20 protein-coding genes are annotated in these 22,809 nt (G+C 38.8%); 10 read left to right on the plus strand and 10 right to left on the minus strand.

The window, feature by feature from the left end; all coding sequences use genetic code 11:
- Positions 1 to 55: 55 nt before the first annotated feature.
- Both D0T85_RS14725 and D0T85_RS14730 read right to left on the minus strand, forming a co-directional pair.
- A complete protein-coding gene (locus D0T85_RS14725; protein WP_163214286.1) occupies positions 56 to 2,674 on the minus strand; it encodes a sensor histidine kinase in 2,619 nt (872 codons plus the stop codon).
- Positions 2,675 to 2,919: 245 nt separating this feature from the next.
- Positions 2,920 to 3,933, minus strand: a complete 1,014-nt coding sequence (locus tag D0T85_RS14730) for an N-acetylmuramoyl-L-alanine amidase (protein ID WP_163214287.1) — start codon at positions 3,931 to 3,933, stop codon at positions 2,920 to 2,922.
- Positions 3,934 to 4,105: 172 nt separating this feature from the next.
- Here D0T85_RS14730 and D0T85_RS14735 point away from each other — a divergent pair, with 172 nt between their 5' ends.
- The 7 genes from D0T85_RS14735 (at position 4,106) to D0T85_RS14765 (ending at position 7,709) form a co-directional block, all read left to right on the plus strand.
- Positions 4,106 to 4,627: an RNA polymerase sigma factor gene (locus D0T85_RS14735; RefSeq protein WP_163214288.1), complete on the plus strand. Its 522-nt coding sequence runs from the start codon at positions 4,106 to 4,108 to the stop codon at positions 4,625 to 4,627.
- Positions 4,624 to 5,034: a hypothetical protein gene (locus D0T85_RS14740; RefSeq protein WP_163214289.1), complete on the plus strand. Its 411-nt coding sequence runs from the start codon at positions 4,624 to 4,626 to the stop codon at positions 5,032 to 5,034. Before D0T85_RS14735 ends, D0T85_RS14740 begins: the two co-directional genes overlap by 4 nt.
- 42 nt (positions 5,035 to 5,076) lie before the next feature.
- Entirely contained in the window at positions 5,077 to 5,526 is a 450-nt protein-coding gene (locus D0T85_RS14745) for a DUF6108 family protein (RefSeq protein WP_163214290.1), read from the plus strand.
- A gap of 26 nt (positions 5,527 to 5,552) precedes the next feature.
- Positions 5,553 to 6,443 carry an outer membrane beta-barrel protein gene (locus tag D0T85_RS14750; RefSeq protein ID WP_163214291.1) on the plus strand — a complete coding sequence of 297 codons (891 nt, stop codon included), beginning with the start codon at positions 5,553 to 5,555 and terminating at the stop codon, positions 6,441 to 6,443.
- Between the two features lie 135 nt (positions 6,444 to 6,578).
- Positions 6,579 to 6,923 carry a hypothetical protein gene (locus tag D0T85_RS14755; RefSeq protein ID WP_163214292.1) on the plus strand — a complete coding sequence of 115 codons (345 nt, stop codon included), beginning with the start codon at positions 6,579 to 6,581 and terminating at the stop codon, positions 6,921 to 6,923.
- An 18-nt stretch (positions 6,924 to 6,941) separates the two neighbouring features.
- The gene (locus tag D0T85_RS14760; protein WP_239060733.1) at positions 6,942 to 7,241 is read left to right on the plus strand and encodes a Txe/YoeB family addiction module toxin; all 300 of its coding nucleotides are present in this window, start codon (positions 6,942 to 6,944) and stop codon (positions 7,239 to 7,241) included.
- Positions 7,242 to 7,709: a nucleoside deaminase gene (locus tag D0T85_RS14765; protein ID WP_163214293.1), complete on the plus strand. Its 468-nt coding sequence runs from the start codon at positions 7,242 to 7,244 to the stop codon at positions 7,707 to 7,709. It begins immediately after the preceding gene.
- A 70-nt stretch (positions 7,710 to 7,779) separates the two neighbouring features.
- Here D0T85_RS14765 and D0T85_RS14770 read toward each other — a convergent pair whose 3' ends face one another.
- The 3 genes from D0T85_RS14770 to D0T85_RS22540 all read right to left on the minus strand — a co-directional run bounded on the left by D0T85_RS14770 (position 7,780) and on the right by D0T85_RS22540 (position 11,388).
- Entirely contained in the window at positions 7,780 to 9,393 is a 1,614-nt protein-coding gene (locus D0T85_RS14770; protein ID WP_163214294.1) for an OmpP1/FadL family transporter, read from the minus strand.
- A gap of 45 nt (positions 9,394 to 9,438) precedes the next feature.
- Positions 9,439 to 10,899, minus strand: coding sequence for a hypothetical protein (locus D0T85_RS14775; RefSeq protein ID WP_163214295.1), 1,461 nt, complete (start codon positions 10,897 to 10,899; stop codon positions 9,439 to 9,441).
- A 324-nt stretch (positions 10,900 to 11,223) separates the two neighbouring features.
- The gene (locus D0T85_RS22540; RefSeq protein ID WP_203558492.1) at positions 11,224 to 11,388 is read right to left on the minus strand and encodes a hypothetical protein; all 165 of its coding nucleotides are present in this window, start codon (positions 11,386 to 11,388) and stop codon (positions 11,224 to 11,226) included.
- A 383-nt stretch (positions 11,389 to 11,771) separates the two neighbouring features.
- Here D0T85_RS22540 and prmA point away from each other — a divergent pair, with 383 nt between their 5' ends.
- On the plus strand, positions 11,772 to 12,617 hold the full coding sequence (gene prmA / locus D0T85_RS14780; protein WP_163214296.1) for a 50S ribosomal protein L11 methyltransferase: 846 nt from the start codon (positions 11,772 to 11,774) through the stop codon (positions 12,615 to 12,617).
- Positions 12,618 to 12,788: 171 nt separating this feature from the next.
- Here the strand turns inward: prmA and D0T85_RS14785 are convergent, their stop codons facing one another.
- The 3 genes from D0T85_RS14785 to D0T85_RS14795 form a co-directional block, all read right to left on the minus strand.
- The gene (locus D0T85_RS14785; RefSeq protein WP_163214297.1) at positions 12,789 to 13,646 is read right to left on the minus strand and encodes a glycoside hydrolase family 25 protein; all 858 of its coding nucleotides are present in this window, start codon (positions 13,644 to 13,646) and stop codon (positions 12,789 to 12,791) included.
- 96 nt (positions 13,647 to 13,742) lie between these two features.
- Positions 13,743 to 15,386 (minus strand): diphosphate--fructose-6-phosphate 1-phosphotransferase, encoded by a 1,644-nt coding sequence (locus tag D0T85_RS14790; RefSeq protein ID WP_163214298.1) that lies wholly within the window; start codon positions 15,384 to 15,386, stop codon positions 13,743 to 13,745.
- A 166-nt stretch (positions 15,387 to 15,552) separates the two neighbouring features.
- Complete coding sequence (locus D0T85_RS14795; protein WP_163214299.1) at positions 15,553 to 19,593, minus strand: hybrid sensor histidine kinase/response regulator transcription factor; 4,041 nt, start codon at positions 19,591 to 19,593, stop codon at positions 15,553 to 15,555.
- Positions 19,594 to 19,793: 200 nt separating this feature from the next.
- Here D0T85_RS14795 and D0T85_RS14800 point away from each other — a divergent pair, with 200 nt between their 5' ends.
- Positions 19,794 to 20,060 (plus strand): hypothetical protein, encoded by a 267-nt coding sequence (locus tag D0T85_RS14800; protein ID WP_163214300.1) that lies wholly within the window; start codon positions 19,794 to 19,796, stop codon positions 20,058 to 20,060.
- Positions 20,057 to 20,458 (plus strand): type II toxin-antitoxin system VapC family toxin, encoded by a 402-nt coding sequence (locus D0T85_RS14805; protein WP_163214301.1) that lies wholly within the window; start codon positions 20,057 to 20,059, stop codon positions 20,456 to 20,458. The genes D0T85_RS14800 and D0T85_RS14805 overlap by 4 nt, the downstream gene beginning before the upstream one ends.
- A 373-nt stretch (positions 20,459 to 20,831) precedes the next feature.
- On the opposite strand, the gene D0T85_RS14810 is transcribed toward D0T85_RS14805, so the two are convergent.
- A complete protein-coding gene (locus D0T85_RS14810; RefSeq protein WP_163214302.1) occupies positions 20,832 to 21,464 on the minus strand; it encodes an RloB family protein in 633 nt (210 codons plus the stop codon).
- Positions 21,465 to 21,466: 2 nt separating this feature from the next.
- Entirely contained in the window at positions 21,467 to 22,690 is a 1,224-nt protein-coding gene (locus tag D0T85_RS14815; protein ID WP_163214303.1) for an ATP/GTP-binding protein, read from the minus strand.
- Between the last annotated feature and the right edge of the window lie 119 nt (positions 22,691 to 22,809).

Below are 22,809 nucleotides of genomic sequence, written 5' to 3' on the forward strand. Positions count from 1 at the left end.
GTATTTAAAACTCTGTGTAACTCTGTGAACTCTGTGGTGAAATTGTACATTTGAACTAACTAACCGGGATTTGCAAAATTATTCTGCATCCGGTTTTATCTTCTTTATCCTGTCGGTTTTCTATTTCCAGTTTTATTTCCTTTCCGTTTAAAACCGATAGTAGTTTTAATTCTTCTGTAATAGCCTTTATACCAAACCCATCGGTAGATTCTTTTTGTATACCCGGTCCGTCATCTACAATTTCAACCCGAAGCGTATCGTGTTCCTGTTTTACATGTAATATAATCTCTCCACCTCCTTGGGGAGCAATGGCATGCTTCACTGCGTTTTCAACAAAAGGCTGAATTAGCATTCCGGGTATCTCAATTATATCCGCAGATACTTCCGGGTCAACCTCTATCTGATAGTTGAAAGGTATTCTTAGCTGTTCCAGTTTCAAATATAAAGAAATTTGTTCCAACTCTTCCGAAAGCGGTATTAATTTCTTTTCGGAATTGCTCAATACATTGCGCAGCAACCGGGCAAAGTGAATTAAATATTGGTTTGCTTCGTCGTTAGCGTTCTTTCCTATTAAGTTCTGAATTGAACTCAACGCATTAAAGATAAAATGAGGATTCATTTGCGAACGAATTGTTTTGAGTTCCAACTCGGTGATGTGCCGTTCGGTTTGTTCTTTTCTACGTTTGGAATCGTACCTTATCTTTATGATAATCAAAAGTAATAGTACTACGGCCAGCGTTACAAATAATCCTTTCTTAAAACCTTTATGAAAATCAGACTCGCTACGATTCATATCCGCCTTCACTATTTGTAGCATTTCATCCTCTTCTGTACCAGAGAGCCATGACTTTCCTCCGAAAGAGCGGTAAAGAATGGTTCCGTCTTCGCGCATCAGAATCGTTAAATCATTTGATCCGTAGCCATACCGGTTGAGTACTTTTTTTCCTTCCTGTGCACCTACAAAAGTATAAAGACTGTCCATATAAGTTTTATCATCGCCGGTATAATACAACGTTGGTGTTCCGGGATAAAAGAAACAACTGCTGATGTGGTTGTTTAAACCGGCATTTGTAATCTTTTTCTGTAAATACTGTGCAGAAGAACGTGTATATCCATCTCCATAAAAAAGAGTAGCTACGATATATTTTTGTTTATCAGCCATCAAAGGAAGTTTTTTCTTGATAAATTCTATATCGGTGTTCTTTATATTCTTTCCACGTTCCAATTCCTGTAAAACATTGTATTGGTGTTTTAGTTTATTTGTCAGGTTTATATCCGGGCAGTGGTTGATAAAGTCGTTATACTCAACCATATTATCCGCAAACATTTCCATACGCATCATATCCAGAAGATTATCTGCATTCATTAAATAACGCGGATAGCCAAACAGAAAATGTTTGTTGTTGTAATATCTTTGCCTATACTCCATACCATAAAAATAGTACGACGTAGATAAGGATTCGGAGAGAGACTCAGCCTGTTTATACTCCATATACTCATTGAGGAAAGGTTTAAACGAAGACGGATTATAAAAACCATCCACCAGTGGTAATAAATGAATCAAGCTATCATTGTTTGCATTAATTGTATTTCCATGCACTCCGGATAGTAAATACCGATTAGCTTTGTTGTACAAATCACGCAGTTCGAAGCTGTGTTTCCAGTACACATCTAACTGATGCACTAATACTTCATCGGCCTTTGAACAACTATGATACAACCTGTTTTGTGCACTTCCTTTTCCTGTAAAGTTAAAACCACCATCCGTATTCTTAACTCTTACTATTGAGTCGCCCGGAGATATCAACCAAGGAAAGGCACTGTAATGAAGCCGGTCGTTTTCTACATAATACTCCATGGGATGCGGAATAAACAATCGCCGGATTATTCGTTCGGTTACCGAAGAGTCTCCCGACTCGGTATAAGCCAATACCACATTAGGAGGCAGCAAAAACGATGCATCTATAACCCGTGTTTCGCTTGGATACAGATTGTGCGTAACATCTTCGGGCAACAATCCTATAACAGCCGAGTATAAAGGTTTCTGGGTTTCGAACGTAGCTTCTTGCCTAACCGAGGCAGTTATTGCTTTGCCACCATTCCAATTATTTATTAACTGGGGCATAGCCATTTGGGGGATACGGCTTGCATCTGCTATTCCCTGGGTACTGTTATACCGTTTTGCACGATGGGTATTGATTAACCCAATTGAAAACGCCAATCTGCTGTAAGTCAGATACGGTTCTTCCGAATTCTGTTCATACGTTTTTATGTGGCCCGATGCAATATCGTAAGTAGCTTTAACCATTAACGAATCGCTTGGAACCGGATGCCAACTATAAAAAGGAAAATCATTCTTGTACCGGCTGTCGTAATACAGTAACAGGTTTTCATCCGGCTGGTTCCGGCAATCGTATACACTGGTAACCGAAAAATCAAACGAAACTGTAGTTGTGCTCTTGTTGGTTACAGTAGCTTTCATTACCACTCTACGTATGTTTTCGGCACGCCATGGGGTTTCTTCTTTAATACCTGGTGCCGAGTAAGGATAGTATTCGGTATGTTCTACCAACAACCAGTCGCCAACTTGCAGCGTATGTATATCTTTATACTTCTGGGCTAAGATAAATGGTGAAAACAAACAAATTAGTAATAGCAATACAATCTTTTTCATGACTACGTAATTTTATGAACAACTTTTTTGTTCAAATGTAAGCCGAAATCTGAAAGTGTACACCAGCAAATGAGTAATGAGTAGTGAGTTGTGAGTAATGAGTAGTGAGTGATGAGTTTTGAGTTTTGAGTGATGAGTGATGAGTAGTGAGTAATGAGTTTTGAGTTTTGAGTACCATGCGGCATCGCAAAACTCATTGCTCATTACTCATTACTCACTACTCAAAACTCATTACTCACTACTCACTACTCATTACTTTTATAGTCTGCAACAAGCCCCTCGCACAACCAGTTGGCAAGGGCCTGACGATTGTCTTTCTGTATTATGCGGCGCAAGTCGGACATGTTTTGAATGTTACCCAACTCTACATACGCAGCTACAGGAGTAGAGTTTTCGAGCACATACAAACCTCGCTGACTCACCGTTCCGGTAAATCCCCGGCTGGGTTGATGGCGGGCATATTTCCGGTCAAAAGTACTCTGCAAGGTATTGGTTAGTTTTCGGCTGGCTTCGGACGAACTATGATAGAAAAACACATCCATCTTTTTATTCTTTACCTGGCTGTCGATATGAATAAAGATAGCACGCGAGTATCCTGGTCCTTTTTTGCTTTCCAACTCGTTAATTTTGTCTGTTCGCTGTTTCAAACGGGTAACCTGCGACAACGGAATTTCAGCTCCCATACAGGTTTCGCGTTTGCTGTTTATCAGAATTCTGCCATCGCGTATACCATCAACAGCATCCTGAATAATAATGTATACTTTAGCGCCCTTCATCATTAAGTTCCGGGCAAGTCGCAACGAAATATCATACGCATATTCATCTTCGTGCAAGACATGGTTTTCGAAACGGGCACATGCTCCCGGGTCGGGACCACCATGACCGGATGATATATAAAAGGTAGCTCCCTCCAACTCTGTCGAAGTAATATCAAAACTAGCGTTTGCCGATCCGAAAAGCGGTTCATATCCCTTTTTCTGTTTCGGTTCGGTAGTTTGCTTTGTGGTATTGGCTGTTGTCTGATTCTTTAATGGCGGTAAAGTATAAGCAACCCCCAGTATTAAAGCATTGTTCCGGCCCAGCCGCTTTTTGTTTATTTCAAGAAACTCTCTGTGGTAATGCACATCCGAACGGTTGTACCGGCGCAATAACGATGTAATACCATCGCCATCTTTAGGATACACTTTTTCTTGTGCATACAAATTGGATGATACGCCCGATAAGAACAAGATAATAAGTAGAATACGAATAAATAGCATCAGATATTTTTTTTCTGGTAATAACAATTAATTTGCTGAGAATGTTTGATTTTGTATTTTGTCCACCAAATATATACATTATAAATATGCATTAAAAGGATATCTTAAAGATTTTAAATTATTTTTGTTTATGATGTCACGTTTGCCTCTCTTGTTCGTCTATTGGTTATAAATGGAACTCAAACAATTCAAAATACATATTCTTCCGTTACGCAGCAGATTATACGGTTATGCACTGCGGTTAACCGAAAACGACTCTGATGCCGAGGATATAGTGCAGGAAGCCATGATTAAGCTTTGGAATATGAGGAACAAACTCGATGAATACAATAGCGTAGAGGCCTTGGCTGTAAAAATGACCCACAACCTCTGCATGGACTTGTGGCGAAGAAAACGTCCGGATACTCTTTCTGTGGAACAAATTGTTTTGCAAAGTGAAACACAAACTCCCGAAAAGCTATTGGAGCAGAAAGATGAAATAGCTATTATGAAAGAAATCATCGCCTCGCTGCCACCCTTGCAACAAACCATTATCCGGATGAAAGATATTGAAGAGTATGAGATTTGCGAAATTATGGAAATAACAGGTTGCAACAACGAGGCTATCCGTAGTAACCTGTCGCGAGCCAGAAAGAAAGTAAGAGATATGTATCTACAAGTTATTCAAGAAAAGAAAAGGAGAAGCGAAGTATGAGAATAGATGATTTAATAAACAAGTATTTTGAGGGTGAAACCTCTTGTGAGGAAGAGAGAGAGCTTCGTACGTTTTTTGCAAAGGGTGATGTTCCGGAGCACTTGCAGGTATACCGTCCGTTGTTTGCTTATATTAACGAGGAAGTTAAACTGCATAAAAAGAAAAACAGTAAAAAAAGCTTTGTCAATAAACATATACTGTATACTATTAGTGGCGTAGCGGCATGTTTGTTAGTGATTCTGGGGGGAAATACAATTCATAAACATTTTATAATGCAACCCGAGAATTATGTAATGATTGATGGTAAACGATACACCGATACCGATATGATACGCGAACATGCAAAAATAGCGTTCAATGATGTTAGTTTTACCAAAGAAGATATTTTTGATTCACTGTTTGAATAAGTTTCAGACAAAAGAACATAAGAACAAAAGAAATAAAAATATATGAAGCGAAAAATTATTCACACAATGTTGATTATCCTGTTTTTGTCGACCGGGTTAGATGTCATGGCACAGCAAGGACTAGAAATTGCTTCCGTATTTAGTAAATATGGAAGGCAAAAGGGAGTTACAATGGTGGAGTTATCCAATGAGCTGGTAGATATTTATGAGATGAAATTATATAAGAGCCTGGTATTTAAGGATGTATCATCGGCACTACCTCATATACTGAAATGCCTGGAAGCCGATAAAAAACAGGCTAAGAAGGTTAAGGAAGTAGTGGTAGGCGGAGAAATACAATCGGGCTATTACCAATTACCTCAATTACAGGAAGATGTTAACCGGTTTATTCTATTTAAAACCGGAAAGAAGGGAACAGCTACACTGATATATCTTGAAGGGGCACTCGATGCCGACGATCTGGTAACTTTGTTGTTCATGAAAAAAGAATGATTTAAAAACTCAAAAACTTAAATAGTATGAAACAATTTATTGCATTATTACTTATTCTTGCACCACTTGCAGGAATGGCTCAGGAAGTAAATCCAAAAGACACAACACTTTATGTAGGAAACAGAAAATTTGTAGTGAAAGAGAACGACGGTAAAATACGCGTTAAGGTTTTCGAGGAAATTGCTTCGGGCGATACGATTAAGAACGACCAGATATTCGAAGGTGTATATCGTGATGGACAAAGCACAGAGCAACGTATCTCGGTAAGTTTACCTTTTACCCGGAAGGCAAAAAAACGTTATAAGGGACACTTCGATCCTCACTCGGCCGGAATATACCTTGGGTATCAGCAATTGGGCGATGGCTTTATGGGATTTGGTTCTAATGATGATGTAGATTTGGTTGCCTCCAAATCATGGGAATGGGGTATCAACCTGTTCGATGGTGCATTACGCATGTCCAAACACTTCGGGGTAACAGCCGGCTTGGGCTTTGGATATACTTCTTTCCGTGTTGATGGCAACCAGGCATTTGTTGAAAACGAAAACGGCATTACGTATATAGCCGATGCACCGGAAGATGCAATCTACAAAAAAAGCCGACTACGTTATTATCATTTACGCTTGCCTGTTAGTTTGGAGTTTCAGCAAAAGTTTGGTTGGAGGGGACCCTTGTTTGTATCTGTAGGTGCCGAACTGGAAACCCGCTTCTGGACAAAATCATTAGCAAAGGTTGATGGCAAGAAACGTACCTTGGACAAAGATTTGAATGTTCGTCCGCTAGGTGTTAACTTGTTGGTGCAGGCAGGGTATTCAAACTGGGGATTCTATTGCCGCTACTCAATGAACAGCTTGTTCGAAAAAAATAAAGGACCCGAAATGTATCCGTATTCTTTGGGAATACAGTGGTACTGGTGATATTTACGATTGGACGATTTACGATTAACGATTGGAGTTAGTTTAAATAATTCTAACTTCAAGCGTAAATCGTAAATTATTTGGTGTTTCAAATGATTATATATACATTTGTGTACACATTAATGTCGACGATGTATGAAAATCATTACCACAAGAGAGTTCAGACAAGAAACAAAAGCTATGTTTGAACTGGCAGAAAAAGAAAAGGTATACGTAAAACGGGGGAAAAACAAATATATTAGCCTCGTAGTAACTGATGATCCAGAGAAGATGATGTTTACCAAAGATTGGGTGAAAGAATTTCTAGCTATCCCATCCGAGTTCCGTTGTGACCCATTTGATTATAGTCCATCTGGGGACTTATTTTATGCTGACCGCAGAAATGTAGAGCATTTAGAAAAATCCATTGAGCAGGTCCGAAATGGAAAAACTAAGAAACTATCAAAAGAGGAACAAGATGAATTTCTGGGATTGAAATAATTGGAATAAACAACAAGAATGATGGTCATCAATGAAGATATTGACTTCGAAATTGTATATTCTGAACAGTTTCAAGAGGATATTGAAGCACATAAAAAAGCTGGACAAAAAGCGATATTAAAGAAAATAGGCACTTTAATCGATGAACTTCGCAAGCATCCTTATATCGGTACAGGCAACCCTGAAGCGTTAAAGGGCAATCGAAAAGGACAATGGTCCAGAAGAATAACTCAAAAACACAGGTTGATTTACGAAGTTTCGGAACAACATGTACTAGTGATACTACTTGCTGCATATGGACATTACGATGATAAATAAATGACTAAAGAAGAACTAATGAGGAAAGCCATTGAACTTTCCATTGAGAATGTACAAAACGGCGGTGGTCCCTTTGGGGCAGTTATTGCCAAAGATGGTGAAATTATTGCAACCGGTGTAAACCGTGTTACAGACTCTTGCGACCCCACTGCCCATGCCGAGGTTAGTGCCATTCGCGCAGCAGCAACAATATTAAAAACATTCAATCTAAGCGGATGCGAGATATACACTTCGTGCGAACCTTGCCCCATGTGCTTGGGAGCCATCTATTGGGCACGCCTGGACAAAATGTATTATGGTAATAATAAAACCGATGCAAAAGAAATTGGCTTTGACGACTCTTTTATTTATGACGAGTTGGCACTGAAACCGCAGGACAGGAAACTACCATCGGAGGTTTTGCTACATAATGAAGCAATAAAGGCTTTTGAAGTGTGGGCCGGGAAAGATGATAAGATAGAGTATTAAAAAAATCCCCGAAGACTTTACAACCTCCGGGGATTCACACACATAAAAGTTATTTAGCTAGAGATTTATTTTAGAATCGCATACCAAGGGTAAATAATAACTGATGTCTGTTATTGGTAACCTTAGCAAAAGGTTGTTTTTCAAGTTCTACAGTAAACGGATAGAACTCATCTTTCGAATGATTGTACTGATATGCCATATCTGCATAAAAGAAATCACCCTTATATCCAAATCCAAACGTAAAGTTATTTATAGCTTTACCGCTGAAATACTCGGTATCGGTACGAGTTGTGTTTGTTGGCAGATTTTTATAGCTTTTTTCATTTCCATTAGTTGATGCAGTAATATAATTATATCCGGCACGAACACTAAATTCTGGCACAATACGATATTCTGCACCAAGTTTTATTGTATTAACTCCACGCAAACCTGCTTTGATACGATCATTTTCAGTCGTCATTTTTTCGCCATCATCATACTTTAATTTAGCAGTAGAATGATCGGAATATTCATATTCGGCACCTAATGCCAGTTTTGTTCCCACAGTATACCCCAGACTTAAATTGTATTTCCAAGGGGTAACCAATTTATAATCTGTTACACATTCATAGGCCTGATTGTATGTGTCCTGTTCGTACACCTCACCACTACCAAAGTCCGAGATCATTCGTGCACCATGATAATCTGTTAATTTAAAGAAAGTAGGAATATGAACGGCTGCCCCTATCCGGAGATTGTCTGTTAATCTACCAATCATCCCCAACTTAAAATTGAATCCTGTACCTTTAGTAGTAAACCAGTTTTCTAACGAGTAATCAACATAATTAGATGATTCGCTATAAATTGAGGTGCGAGAATAGTCAACATTTACAACTCCTACAGTTGCCCCCAGGTAAAAACGATCGTTAAAGTTTAATGCCATATTAAAGTCATAATTGTGCATTCCTCCACGTTCTTCTGATAAATACCGGGCATTAGGATTTGTTCCTACTCCCTGAAAAAATACATTATCTATGTACAATGCGTTTCCACTCTCATCATAAATCTGATTACCATCTTCATCTTTGTAAGGGAAACTGTTTTTTTTCGTAGTAGTTGTAATTTCATCAACATCCATCAGATAAGTATCCCAAGCCATAACAGATAACCAACCTAATTGATCATTAAAGTAGGGATTGGGGGAACCTTCAAAATAAACAATTCCCTCCGACAGATCTGCAAACTGCTTTGTTTGCGAAATATTTCCGCTATATCCGCCATTCAATAAAAAGTTCTTGTCGAAAGATTTCTGTTTATTATAATTGAATCCGAAATTAACAAAACGAACTGGGGTATAATCACCTTGCCTCAAAGCCAAAACAAATCCGGCATTATCAAACGATCCGAAAAATTTATCCGTTTCGGTTGAAGTACCTGCCATTGTTGCTTTATTACCAACATTCGAAAAACCAAACGACACATTCAGATCATTACTTCTGTAAATCCCGACCCCTGCCGGATTGGTACCTATAGTAGTAATATCACCACCAAGGGCACCCATGGCACCACCCATTCCAACATAACGTGCTGTACCGTTCAAATCACCACCCATAAAACGCTCTGCGTCATATAAACTTTGGGCATTTAATGTAGAGCAGGCAAGTATAAGACCTGCCAAAGGCATTATTTTTTTCAATATCTTCATAATTCTTCAATTTTAATAAGCATACAGTTTTAAACAGCAAACTGTTTATCTTCTACCACCCGATGAGCGTGATGAACCACCTCCACCGCCACCCGACGAACGGGATGAACTACTGCTACTGCTGCCACCACTTGAGTAGCTACTGCTTGAACGGCTGCTACTACTGCTACTTGGTGAATAGCTCTGTGATGATGATGAACTCCGACTTGGCGAATAGCTTCTGGAAGAGGAAGAACTACTGCTACTGCTGCTTCCTCGTGAGTAACTTGAACTTCTGCTACTGGATGAAGAGGAAGAACTGCTAACTCCGGTACTTCTTCTACTTGAAGCCGAACTACTACTTCCTACAGAACTCGATGAACGACTTCCACTTTGAGTAGTGCTGGGTCTTGTATAAGTAGATCTTGAGGATGAAGAGGTAGATGTTGTTCCTGTACGATTTGAGGAAGCTCCTGTACGACTAGTTGTACTGGATGGTCTTGTTCCCACAACTCTTCCTGAGCTACGTACACTTTCGCCTTGACGTACTGTGGTTTCGGAACGACGGCTGCTGGTACTTGTACCAACTCGTGTACCAGATGTAACCGGACGGCGATTGCTAGAACCATCTACTCGTGTACCTGTTGAAGTAACCGGACGGCGACTAGTTGTTGTACCACTTACGCGTGAACCTGATGTTGTTGGACGACGGCCCGAAACACTTGTTCCTCTGCCATCCAGATAAGTATATCTGCGACTGTTATTATACGTTGGTCTGCTCCAGTTTCCTGCCCAGCTTCCTCCGTGATGCCAGTGATTGTGGTAATGGTGATGATGATGGCCCCAATAGCCTCCTCCCCAATAACCTCCACCCCAGTAGCCTCCCCAACCGGAATAGCCCCAACCGGCATAATAACCGGGAGAGTACCAACTGTTCCAGCCCCAGCCAAACGAACCATAACGCCAATCCCACCAAAGGCGGTTACTGAATGTTGGGAATGCATAAGCATACAAGCCATCGGTATATACATTCCAATCCCACGAATTTAATCCGTAAACAACATCCCAGTAGTATGGGCTGCTTATGTGTATGGCATAACGCGGATTGCGGAAACGAACAATTCTTTCGGCATACTCGTAATCATCTTGAGTGCCGTCGAATCCATTCATCCACTCACCGTCGAGTTGATAATTTCCTCTTTGTTTGATAAACAGTGTATCATCCTCCATCACAAATTCATTCTGTGTTGAATCGTAACGGCGGTTATATTCGTCTACATCCCTGATATTGCCTCGTTTATCCTTAACCACAATGGTGGTTTGAGTGGTTGCGAGCTCAGTGTAAACCGATGTAGTTCTAACTTCTTTATTTTGTTCCGGTTCAGGTCTGGTTTGTTCTTTTACCTGTTCTTTTGGTTTCTCGCTCTGCTTCTTCGGAATGTAATAAAGATCATCATCAACCCTCTGTCCCATCATTAGCAATGGCAAACAAAGAGTAAACAGCGATAAAAAAACAATTCTTTTCATAATTCTTCTGGTTTTCTTGGTTATTATGTTCCACTTCATCTCGTTACAAAGATAAGCATGGTAATCACCATACAAAGGAGATTTTCCCCAAAATTTAGTAGGGATTTCCCTATTATGGTTTCTTTTTGCAACTACAACCTCTGCATTATATAACTAATTCAGTGGAGTAGATGTTCATTGCATTCCTGCAAATTATATGCCAGAAATAAGCAACTTTATCTCCTGTTTTATGCTATATAGAACTGCGAATCCGTGCTATATAGCATTGACCATCAGTGCTATATAGCAAAGCACCCCGATGCTATATAGATCAAGGGGCCAATGCTATATAGCTTGAAGGATAATGCACTGTAGGGATGCCCCTTGTGGGTATCCTGATTGGGTTAGGATACCGTTAGGATACCAGCGAACCATTATCAGGATACCCACAAGGGGTATCCCTACAGGGTTCATACGATTAAGACCATCAAGAACCATTAACATCATCATCAACAGCAGCAGTTTCTTTTTATTCTGCTTTTTCTTATGTTATGTTATGTTCTTTTCTTTTCTCTTCTTTTCTATTGTTGCAACGAAATTCAACGAGCGTTAGATTTTATACTTTTCTCTATTGGTGTATATTATGCTTAACATCAGTTAGTTATACAAATAAAGTCTACGATGAAAAGTGTTTTATTGCATAAAGAAAACGTTCGTTCCAGAACAAAACAATAACAAAACAATAACAAAACGACAACGAAATGATAATGAAACGACAATGGTTTCACACTAAAACATCGACTTTTTCACTAAAAGATGATCTTATTTTGAACACTTACTTATTGGTTTGTGAATCCGGTATTTTCGTGTAAATTTGCAAAAAAAATATAGTTATGAAATATTTGGAGTTTCAGTTCAAAACCAATCCTTGTACGGAAACGGTTAATGATATTTTGTCAGCCGTATTGGGCGAAGTAGGGTTCGACAGCTTTACCGAAAACGAGGGTGGCATCAATGCTTATATTCAGGCAGAGTTTTTTGATGAGGAAACACTGGAAAACACATTGAAATATTTTCCTTTAGAGAACACTTCTATTAGCTACACTTGGCAGGAAGCCGAAGATAAAAACTGGAACGAAGAATGGGAAAAGAATTATTTCCAGCCGATTATTATTGATGATAAATGTGTTATTCACAGCACTTTCCATCAAAACATTCCGCAGCTTGAGTATGATATTCTAATTAATCCGCAAATGTCGTTCGGTACAGGTCATCATGAAACAACAAGTCTTATTATCAGCGAGTTGTTGAAGATGGACTTGGAGAATAAATCATTGCTGGACATGGGCTGTGGAACTTCTATTCTGGCCATTCTTGCCCGGATGCGTGGTGCAAAACCAATCACTGCAATTGATATTGATACTTGGTGCGTAGAAAATTCGAAAGAGAATATCGCCCTGAATAACATTACAGATATCACTGTAGAACTAGGAAATGCAGGACTAATAAAAGAACGTGGCCCGTTTGATATTATTATTGCCAACATCAACAGAAATATCCTTTTGAATGATATGTTGCATTATGTAGAAAGCCTCAACCCCGGTGGAGAACTTTATATGAGTGGTTTTTATGTAGAGGATGTTGAGGCAATCAAAGAAAAGGCAGAAAGCCTGGGACTGGTGTTTCAATATTATAAGGAAAAGAATAAGTGGGCAGCGGTTAAATTAATATGTGACTAATGTGGCTAATGTGCCAATGTTAATGTGCCAATACGACAATGTGCCAATGTGCTAATTGGCTGCGCATTTGAATGTTTAATTAATCACATTGTCTTATTGACACATTAACCAAATTGGCATATTGGCACATTGTCGTATTGGCACATTAGCACATTGGCACATTAGCCACATTTAATTAATAAGAATTTCTTCCAGTTCCTCCAGTTCGCCATTAAATACATTCAAATCTACTCTTTCTTTTATCCCTGCAACATGGCCCTTGTCCGAATGCTGCCAAAAAGTCCATTTGCCTGTATAATATACACTATCTACATAATAATGTGCTATCCAATATGGAAAATCATCAAAGAGTGGACTATCCAGATAATCGGTTTTGAATTTATAAGAGGCATAGATAATAGGCTTAACCCCGTAATGAGATTCCATGCGGGTAAGCCAGTAAATAACCTTTCTCTGCAACTCTGTTTTGGTATTGTTTCCTAACACCTCCACATCGAGTACAGGAGGAAAATCGCCGGATTGTAATTTTACATTCTTAATAAAGAAATCGGCTTGTTTCTTAATATCTGTTTTGGGTGAAAAGAAGTGATAAGCACCCCGGATAAAGCCATGCTGGCGAGCCTGATAAAAGTTGCGGGCAAAGGTATTATCGCCAAGATCGCCGCCCTCGGTTGCTTTCATAAAAATAAACCGGATAGGGTTAGGTATCTCTTTATTCTTTGCCAATTCGTACCAGTCAATATTACCCTGATGGTGAGATATATCAATACCATGTACCGGATATCCATCGGGCAAACAAACTCCATATCCTCTTACACCCCGGCATGGTTTCCAGAAATAGGGATAAGGACGAATAAAATGATAATAGAAAGATACTGAAAAAAGGAAAATAATGCCTAGAGAGAATAAATGTTTTACCCATGCGGGTATCGACCCGAAAAAGTTTTTTCTGGTTTTTGGTTTAGTTTTACGCCTTGCTTTCGGCTTTTTGCGGTATTTAGTTTTTTGCTTAGAGTTTTGTATTGGCATAAGTAGAAAATTGAGAATTGAAAATTGAAAATTGAGAATTACCATGCAGACATTATACCGCATGGTAATTTTCAATTCTCAATTCTCAATTTTCAATTAAGCTTGTTCTAACTTCAATGTTTTTGTAGGCTGATCGCACACTTCGGTTGGACCAAAGTATTGGATTGGGCCCGGATATACATAATCAGTATTGATAGCCCAAGTATCGCGGTCGGCAGCAAACTTTTTGAATGGAGCACCATCAAGTTTTACCAAAGCTTTTTGGATTACTGGTTTCATTTCGCCGTGACGACGTTCCATATTCATCATCATAGTAATAGGCACACCACCTGCAATCCATTCTTCGGCAGGAGCAGTAGTATTACGTACAGACGACATATAACCGGTTTTACCATTAGCAATCAGTACAGAAGCTGTATAACCAAGTGAGTAGCAATAGTCGGCATCGTAGTTTGATGGGGCAGCACAACGTCCTTCGTATCCGAAGAAGTGGTGTTGAGCAGCAAACTTACCGTTGAATTTGCCTTCTGCTTTCCATTGATCAAGTTTCTTGGCAACCATTTCCGAAAGAAGTTTTTCTGTTTCGATCAATGATACCTGTACGTTTCCATGTGGGTCGCGATCGAGTGTAAGCTGACGGGCAACACTTTCGGGAAGGCTTGCATATATTTCCGAGTTTTCTTTAGACAATTTGGAAATAATGTATTCGCGTTGGTAAGATTTCTTAATGTGCGAGAATTCTTCAGCGTTCTTAGCCAGGAAGTCATTCAATTCAGCAATCAATCTCTTCATTGCCGGGATAAATTCAACCAAACCTTCAGGAATCAATACTGTACCAAAGTTGTTTCCTTTTTCTGCACGGTTGGCTACTATTTGAGCGATGTATGTTACTACATCATCTAACGACATATCTTTTGCTTCAACTTCTTCCGAAACAATACATACGTTTGGCTGAACCTGCAATGCACACTCTAAAGCGATGTGCGAAGCCGAGCGTCCCATCAGCTTAATAAAGTGCCAGTATTTACGGGCCGAGTTACAGTCGCGTTGAATGTTACCGATAACTTCCGAGTAAACTTTACATGCAGTGTCGAAACCGAAAGATGTTTCAATCATTTCGTTCTTAAGGTCACCATCAATTGTTTTAGGACAACCAATAACTTGTACGCCATATTTTTTAGCTGCATAGTATTCAGCAAGAACGCAAGCATTTGTATTTGAGTCGTCGCCACCAATAATTACCAAAGCAGAGATTCCCAGTTTCTTAAGGATTTCAAGACCTTTTTCAAACTGTTCGGTTTCTTCTAGTTTGGTACGTCCCGAACCGATAATATCAAATCCTCCTGTGTTACGGTATTCATCAATAATATCTCCGGTTAGTTCCATATAGTCGTGATTAACCAAACCACCAGGACCTAGAATGAAGCCATAAAGTTTGCTATCAGCATTTAAAGTTTTGATACCATCGAAAAGACCTGAAATCACATTATGACCACCAGGTGCCTGTCCGCCTGAAAGAATTACGCCTACATTAATTGCTGGGAAGCTTTGTCCTTCGTTTGATTCAACAAACTTAAGCAATGGCATTCCGTATGTATTTGGGAATAATTTCTTGATTTCTTCCTGATCTGCTACTGATTGTGTAGCTTCTCCTTCACTAACTTTCACTGCTCCCCTGAGTGCTTTAGGGAGTTTTGGCTGATATGCAGCCCTTGCGATTTGCAATGCACTTTTTGTCATTATTCTGTTTATTTAAAGATGTTAATTGCATTTGTTTATAAAGCACGGCAAATTTCGCATTTTTTTCCGGAATATGAAAGATGGCAATACAAAAATGAAGTTCAATGCTTTTATCTGTTGGAATATGGTTGATTTTGCAATTTGGGCATTGCAAACGGAGGTAGTACTAATTGTACTCACTCGGCGATACACCAAACTGTTTTTTAAAACTTGCCGAAAAATGTGATAATGTACTGAATCCCGTCATATCCGCCACCTCTGAGATGTTGTACTTCCCTTCGCCCAGCAACTCTGCTGCGCGATTCAGCTTATATGTTTTAAAGAATACATTTGGATTTTCTCCTGTTAATCCTTTTACCTTGTAATAGAATTTGGTGCGCGATATCTTCAATACCTCTGTCATCCGGGTAATGTTTAGTTCGGGATTTGACAGCTCATTTTCCATCAGTTCGTACAGCCCCGTCATAAATGTATTATCCTGCGGAGACAGTACATTATCAGCTATTTTCTCTGTCTTTGTTGCCTGACCAAGTAATTTTCTGGCTTTCTCGCGATTTGACAACTGCGATTTGATTAATGCCAACAAATAATTAGGGTCGAATGGCTTGGTAACATACGCATCGGCACCAGTGTCGAGTCCTGCCACCTGATCTTCCACAGTTGCTTTTGCAGTAATCAATACAACTGGGATATGGCACAATTGAATATCCTCCTTTATCATCCGGCAAAGGTCGAACCCGCTTGCACCGGGCATTACCACATCGCTCAACACCAAATCGTGGGCTTCCTCTTTCAATGCTTTATACGCATTCTCAACATCAAAGCGGCAGGTAATATTGTAATGTTGAACAAGTAGCGATTTCAGGTAGTGTACCACTTCTGTATCATCATCAACAACTAAAATAGAAGGACGGTCTTTACCGGTGTCTTTATCCTGCAAGCTATATTGTTCCTCTATTTGAAGCGGGAAAGCTTCTTCCTGATTTTTCAGCTCGTTATCTTTCTCTTCATTGGCATAGGCATTGTCACCGATAGGTAGTATATAAACAAACCTGGCTCCTTTTTCGCGTGGGTTATTGGTTGCCTTGATGTATCCATGATGAAGCCCAACCAACTGACGTGCATAATATAACCCAATGCCTGTTCCCCAGTTGTATGTTCCCTGTGATTGTTCGTTAAGCTGATAGTAACGCTCAAATATTTTTTCCAACTTCTCTTCCGGAATTCCCAGACCAGAATCGGAAACGCTTACCTTTACATACTCCATACTCACATCTTTGGCTGTTAAAGGAAAAAGACTCACTGCCTCATTGTGTGATATTACATCAAATGCTATTTCAATTTTTCCGCCAGCAGGAGTAAACTTAAGTGCATTAGTAATCAGATTACTTGTTATTTTCTCTATCTTGTCGGTGTCTAACCATGTGAGGAATGAATCTTCCAGTCCATAAGTTTTCAATACTATTCCTTTGTTAGCAGCACTTACAGCAAACACCTCTATCAACCGTTTCAACTCGGATATAATATCTGTTCGTCTAACTTTCAGCCTCAACGTATCATTTTCCAGTTTATTAAAGTCCATCAACTGATTCACCAGTTTCAGCATCCGGTTAACACTTCGCTGAACTATATATAATAACTGTTTGGGTTCTCCAGTAATGGCAGTATTGTTGCACAATTGGGTTACCGGTCCGCTGATCATTGTAAGCGGGGTACGGAATTCGTGCGAAACATTGGCAAAGAAACTCATGTTCATTTTATTGAGGCGCTGCTCCTGCTCTTTTTCTAATTCGGCCTGCACTACACGAAGTTTATGTAACCTGTTCCGGTTGTACAACCGGAGAATAACCAAGCCAATAGCCAACACCACCAAACTGTACAATGTATATGCCCACCATGTAGCCCACGGTGCCGGTTTAACACTGATGGTTATTGCATTCTCTGCTTCGACAATAGATTTGTCGTTATTTGTAATCCGTACCTTAAAAGTATATTTCCCTGCCGGAAGGTTTGAATAATATACCTCACGGTTGTTGCGTGCATCTATCCAATACTTATCGAAACCTTCCATCATATAATGGTAATGTACCCGCTCATATTCCGAATAATCGAGCGCAGTAAACGAGATGGTAAAGCTATTCTGATTGTGTTGTAACCGGATAAGCGGGTTGTAAGTAAGACTTTTATCAATACAATTGCTTTGGAACGGGCGGATGAGCTGATTGTGTATTTTCAGGTCTTCGAACAATAACGGAATATCCCGTTTAAATGTAACATCAATCGGGTCGAAGAATGTAAGCCCGTGTGTACCACCAAAAATAATCGTTCCATTATCCAACCGGCACGTAGCCCGCTCGTTAAACTGATTTCCTCCAATACCATCGGCTTTAAAATAGTTGGTAAACTTGTTTGTTGTACGGTTATATTTACTTAAGCCATACAAGGTACTTACCCATATATTGCCCTGCACATCTTCTATTATGGCCGAAACATCCGTACAGGCAGCACCTTCTATGTTTTCTATTTCTTTTGTCTTCGGGGAATAGCGCAAAATGCCGTTAGTGATAGTACCTATCCAGATATTCCTTTGAGAATCTTCATAGAAACAAACCGGAATAAACATCGTGGAAGATTTGATGTGCGGATAGACGTCAATTTCTGTAACCTCCCATGTGTCCGGGTTTATCAACTGTGGATTATATGGATAGGAACCAACCAGTATTTCGCCGGTAGAGAGCGTCATTAGCGTATTAGTGAAAGTAAACGATGGCGAATATAGTTTGATCTCTTCAAACTGTTCGGCACCTTTGCGCAATGCATAAATACCATCGCTATGAGATGCCACCCAGATGGTTCCATTACGATCTTGCGTCATCTCCGAATTAACCATTGGCAGCCAATATGTTTTTTCTTCCACCAACTTGTTATTCTTTTCGTTGTACCGGCAACGAATAACCTTGGCACTTGCACTAAGCCAAATGTTGTTTTCGTCATCTACAAAAATAGACCTTACTTGTGTAAGCAGGTATTTCTTTTCCGGGAAGAGATGTCCAGTCTCTACCGGGCGAATAACTTCCTTATCCATATCATACACAAATACACCATCAACCGAAGTGTTTATCCACAGTTGGTTATCCTGATCCATTTCCAGCGAAACAACCGATAAATTCTCGGTAAAAGTGCGCAGGTAGTTATTGTTGTTGAAGCGTTCCTTATAATCATAGTAAGTAACAAATCCCTGGTCGAGTGAGCCAATCCACAGGTTCTTTTGTGAGTCGGTAAACATAGAGGTTACTTTGAATTTGGGTGGATCAAATGGGAAACCTACTTCATTTTGATAGATAACTTTATCTTCGGCATAATTGTAAAGAAAGAAACCATCTTGTGTATAGATAAGCAGCGAGGTGGAGTTGTAAGGGTGAATATATTCAATAACCACATCTGATGACAATTTAGGATGCCGGCGTATTGCTTCCGGTTTTTCCATAAACTTCCCCAAGCGGGTATCAAGAATGAAAAGCCTGTTGGAGGAAACAAGCCACAACTCACCATTATCCCGTAAAAATGCATATTGAACATATTGCTCGTTTGTTTCATAACTACTTTTTAGCTCCAAAGTTGTTGAATCGTAGCAGCGTATCAGGTATGGATTAACCACCCAAAGATTGTTTTCTCCATCTATAAAACACTTTACAATAAAGGAATTGCGGTCTGCCAGATCGGGGATGGCTGCACAAAACCTATCCTCTTCGGGGATATATACTGCCACTTCTACGGCCAGATTCAGAAACAAACGCCCATCCTGATTTTCCAATATCTGGTATATGTACTGCCCGTTACTTTCATTAGGAATTCTTTTAAAATAATCCTGATCGGTATACCGGCAAATGCCATTAACCGTACCTATCCATAATCTATTTTGGGAATCGCATAGCATGGACCGTACCTGATTATCGGGAATACTCAATGAATCGTTGCTGTTAAAATACTGGTGATACTCTTGTGCATTATATTTGTTAAGCCCCCGGAATGTACTGACCCAAATATGGCCGAAACTATCTTCCGCAAATCCGGTAATCTGTTGATTGGAAATATCGTTTGTTATTGCATAATTAGTGTTGGTGTTATAATCTCTGTTGTTTACCTGTTCGCACGATGCGAGTACAAGTAGAAAAAGGATAAGTGTAAAGTGTATGTGTTGCTTCATAAGTACTGTTTAAGTATGCACAAATGTACATATTAAAATCAACTTTCTACAGTTTCAATTAGCCAGGAATAGTGTTTTAGGGCATCTTTTGAATAAATTCGCAAACATTTGAACAAATAGAAAAACGGTTATTGTATTTCGCTACTAAGTAAAAAACAAATATTTATTGTTATATTTGCAATTATCAAAACTTTGAAGATATGGATACCTCAATAAACTTTGAAGATAATTACTTTTCTCTGCTCAAATCTCTAAAAGATGAGACTAAGTTGCGTTTAATTAAAAAATTAACCGACTCGATGTTGGAAAAGAAAGTAGCTATAAATACAGAAGTAAATAAAGATGAGACATTGCAAAGGCTGGCTGGTGTATGGAAGAATGATGCTGAAGCCGAAAAGATAGCTGATGAGATAATTAGCAGTCGCACTTCTGGTAAAACTCGTCATATTATACCATTTGATGAATGAAACAATATTTACTTGATACAAATATTTGCATTTTCTTTCTGCAAGGAAAATACAATGTACCTACCAAACTGCAAAAAGCCGGACGCCAGAATTGTTACATATCCGAAATAACTGTGGCCGAATTACTTTATGGAGCTGCATGCAGTGCACAACCAGAAAAACATAGTGAGCAAGTGAAGTTGTTTATTGCTCAATTCGAAATTCTACCAATTTTCAGTGCATTACCATTTTATGCCCAAACAAAAGCACATTTACGCAAAAACGGACAGATGATTGATGATTTTGATATACTAATCGGTGCAACAGCTGTTTCTGCTAATTTGGTATTGGTAACTGAAAACCTGAAACATCTTAATCGCATTCCAGATATTACAATAGAAAATTGGATTAAAAGATAGAAAAAATCTTTGCCATAACTTCCTTGCTTAAACTACTCAATAAACTCATCTTATGTTGATGGTCATCAATTATATACTTGCGATGACCTGTTTGTTATTTGTTAATATACTGTTAGGCACTTTTGTATCTTCCCTGTGATACTTTTGTATCTTCCCTGTGGCACTTTTGTATCTTGCCTGTGGTACTTTTGTATCTTACCTGTGGCACTTTTGTACCACAGGCGTGATACTTTTTTCTCACAGGTAAAAAAGTGTTGGTACTGTAAGTTTTTGATTATCAGTTGCTGTTTTAAATACGATTTCTTCTTTAATGCCTTCTCTTTGGAATTTCGCGGATAAGTGACAGTTCATCTGGATTAATGACAACTCCAGATCATAAGAATCTAATCAGTTCTTCTACCAACTGAAAAACAGTCGTCGAGGACTCTTCACGTGCAGGATTCTTCTCATTAAATTGTTTCATAACAATCTTTGCATGTTGAATGGCTTTCGGTTGTTTCGGAAATAATAGATTAAACATTTTAATGCTTACACCTGTCTTCTTTGTATAAGGAAATCCAAGCAAATCACTTAACATTTTCTCATATTTTGAACGATGTAAAGAGCCTTGGTATAAATTAAAATGAAGTAAAAACCAGAATTCAAATGCCTGATTACTATATGCTACCTCAAAACCATTCTGTTGGGCCATTAAAATAGCTGCATTAAAATCTTTTTCGGGAAAATCATCTTTATCAAAAACAACCCAATGCTGATTATATGTTCGTCCTTTCCGTTTTTCTTCTTCTTTGATATGAATTGCTTTTTGCACAAGTGTCAATGTGCTCATTCCATGACCAACTGCTTTTACATGGGCAGAAGTCAAACGGAAAGCATTGAAGTAATCAGGTTCAGTATTGATTCCTTCGCATATAATAAGAAATGTCTGTTTTACCTCGCGAACTCCGCTAACACGGGTTAATTTTCTTTCTATACGTGGGTTTGTGTTTTTTCTTCTTGCTACCATAACTATTCTTCCGATGCATTAAACAAACGTGACAAATCACCAACAATAGGAATAGCACCATATTTCCCTGAGAGGTAGTCTTTTTCGAAAGAAGCATCATTACGTACTTTATATTCTGCTAATGAATACAATTCGGTTGCTCCATAGCGATCTTTCTGTGTAAACCATATCTGATCTCGCCTAAATATATTTGCACTTAACAAATTGGTGTCATGGGTAGTGAATATCAATTGAGCATTTTTAGGGTTTGTCTCTTTCGAATTGAATAAAGCTATTATTTTATTGGTAAGAAGTGGGTGCATTTTCGAATCAAATTCATCAATAATCAAACGTTTACCATTGTCCAACGCATCAATGATAGGATATGCTAAGGAAAAGTATTTAATAGTTCCTTCCGATTCATTTTTTTGAAATGGGAAAGAGACTGTTTTCACTTCATTACCCTCTTCATCATATTGTGTATGCTTACTGATAATGGAATTTTCAATCTTTTCAATATTATCGATGCCCAAATCGGCATAACGAGAAAATTCTACTATGCGTTGTCGCATTTCAGCATCATCTAAGTGGGTTATTGCCGTATTCCATAATGCTTTTTCATCATTGGAACCTGAAATAATAGTAGTATCATTCAACCATTTCATAATTTCTACAGCTCTTGGGTCATTAAATTGTGCAGCCACAGAGAGTAACAAAGCATTTGCTCTCACCATTCGTTTGCCTGCAACTTCCTTGCCTACTGTAAATTTGGGATGAATATCAAAATTATCTTTTTCCCGATAAAACAGTTCGATTTCTTTGGCTCTCTTTTTATTTGCTTTTTGATAGAGCCATTCTGTATGTACGAATGAGTTATCTGCCTCAAAACCATATCTGTATTGATTTTCTGCATCACAGAATATAGCTTCAAAATAACTAGGTTCTTCGGCTGTAAGAGAGTTTAAGCGAAAACTCTCAATATTAACACGTTCACCTGCCTGAATATCTTTTGATGAATTTATTGCATACCATTTAAAGAACTCGAATGCCTTGATAAAATTGGATTTACCGGATGCGTTGGCTCCATAAATAACTGCACTTTTCAATAACGACAGTCCTGTACTTCCCACACCAAAGATTATTTCTTCTGATGAAACTTGTATATCCTTCAAAGCTGATACTGCCAGTGAAAGAGTAGATTGCTCTTTGAAAGAAAGGAAATTCCCTGTTGTGAAATGAATTATCATAGTTTAATGCGCTTATTTGAGTATTTATCGCAAATATAACGATTTACTTACACATAATTGATTATTAAACTTAAATAAAAGTCAATGGCTTATCTTTTATCATTAAGTAAGTGTTTATA

The sequence above is a fragment of the Bacteroides sp. 519 genome (assembly GCF_010500955.1).
In the GTDB taxonomy this organism is placed as follows: Bacteria; Bacteroidota; Bacteroidia; order Bacteroidales; family Bacteroidaceae; genus Bacteroides.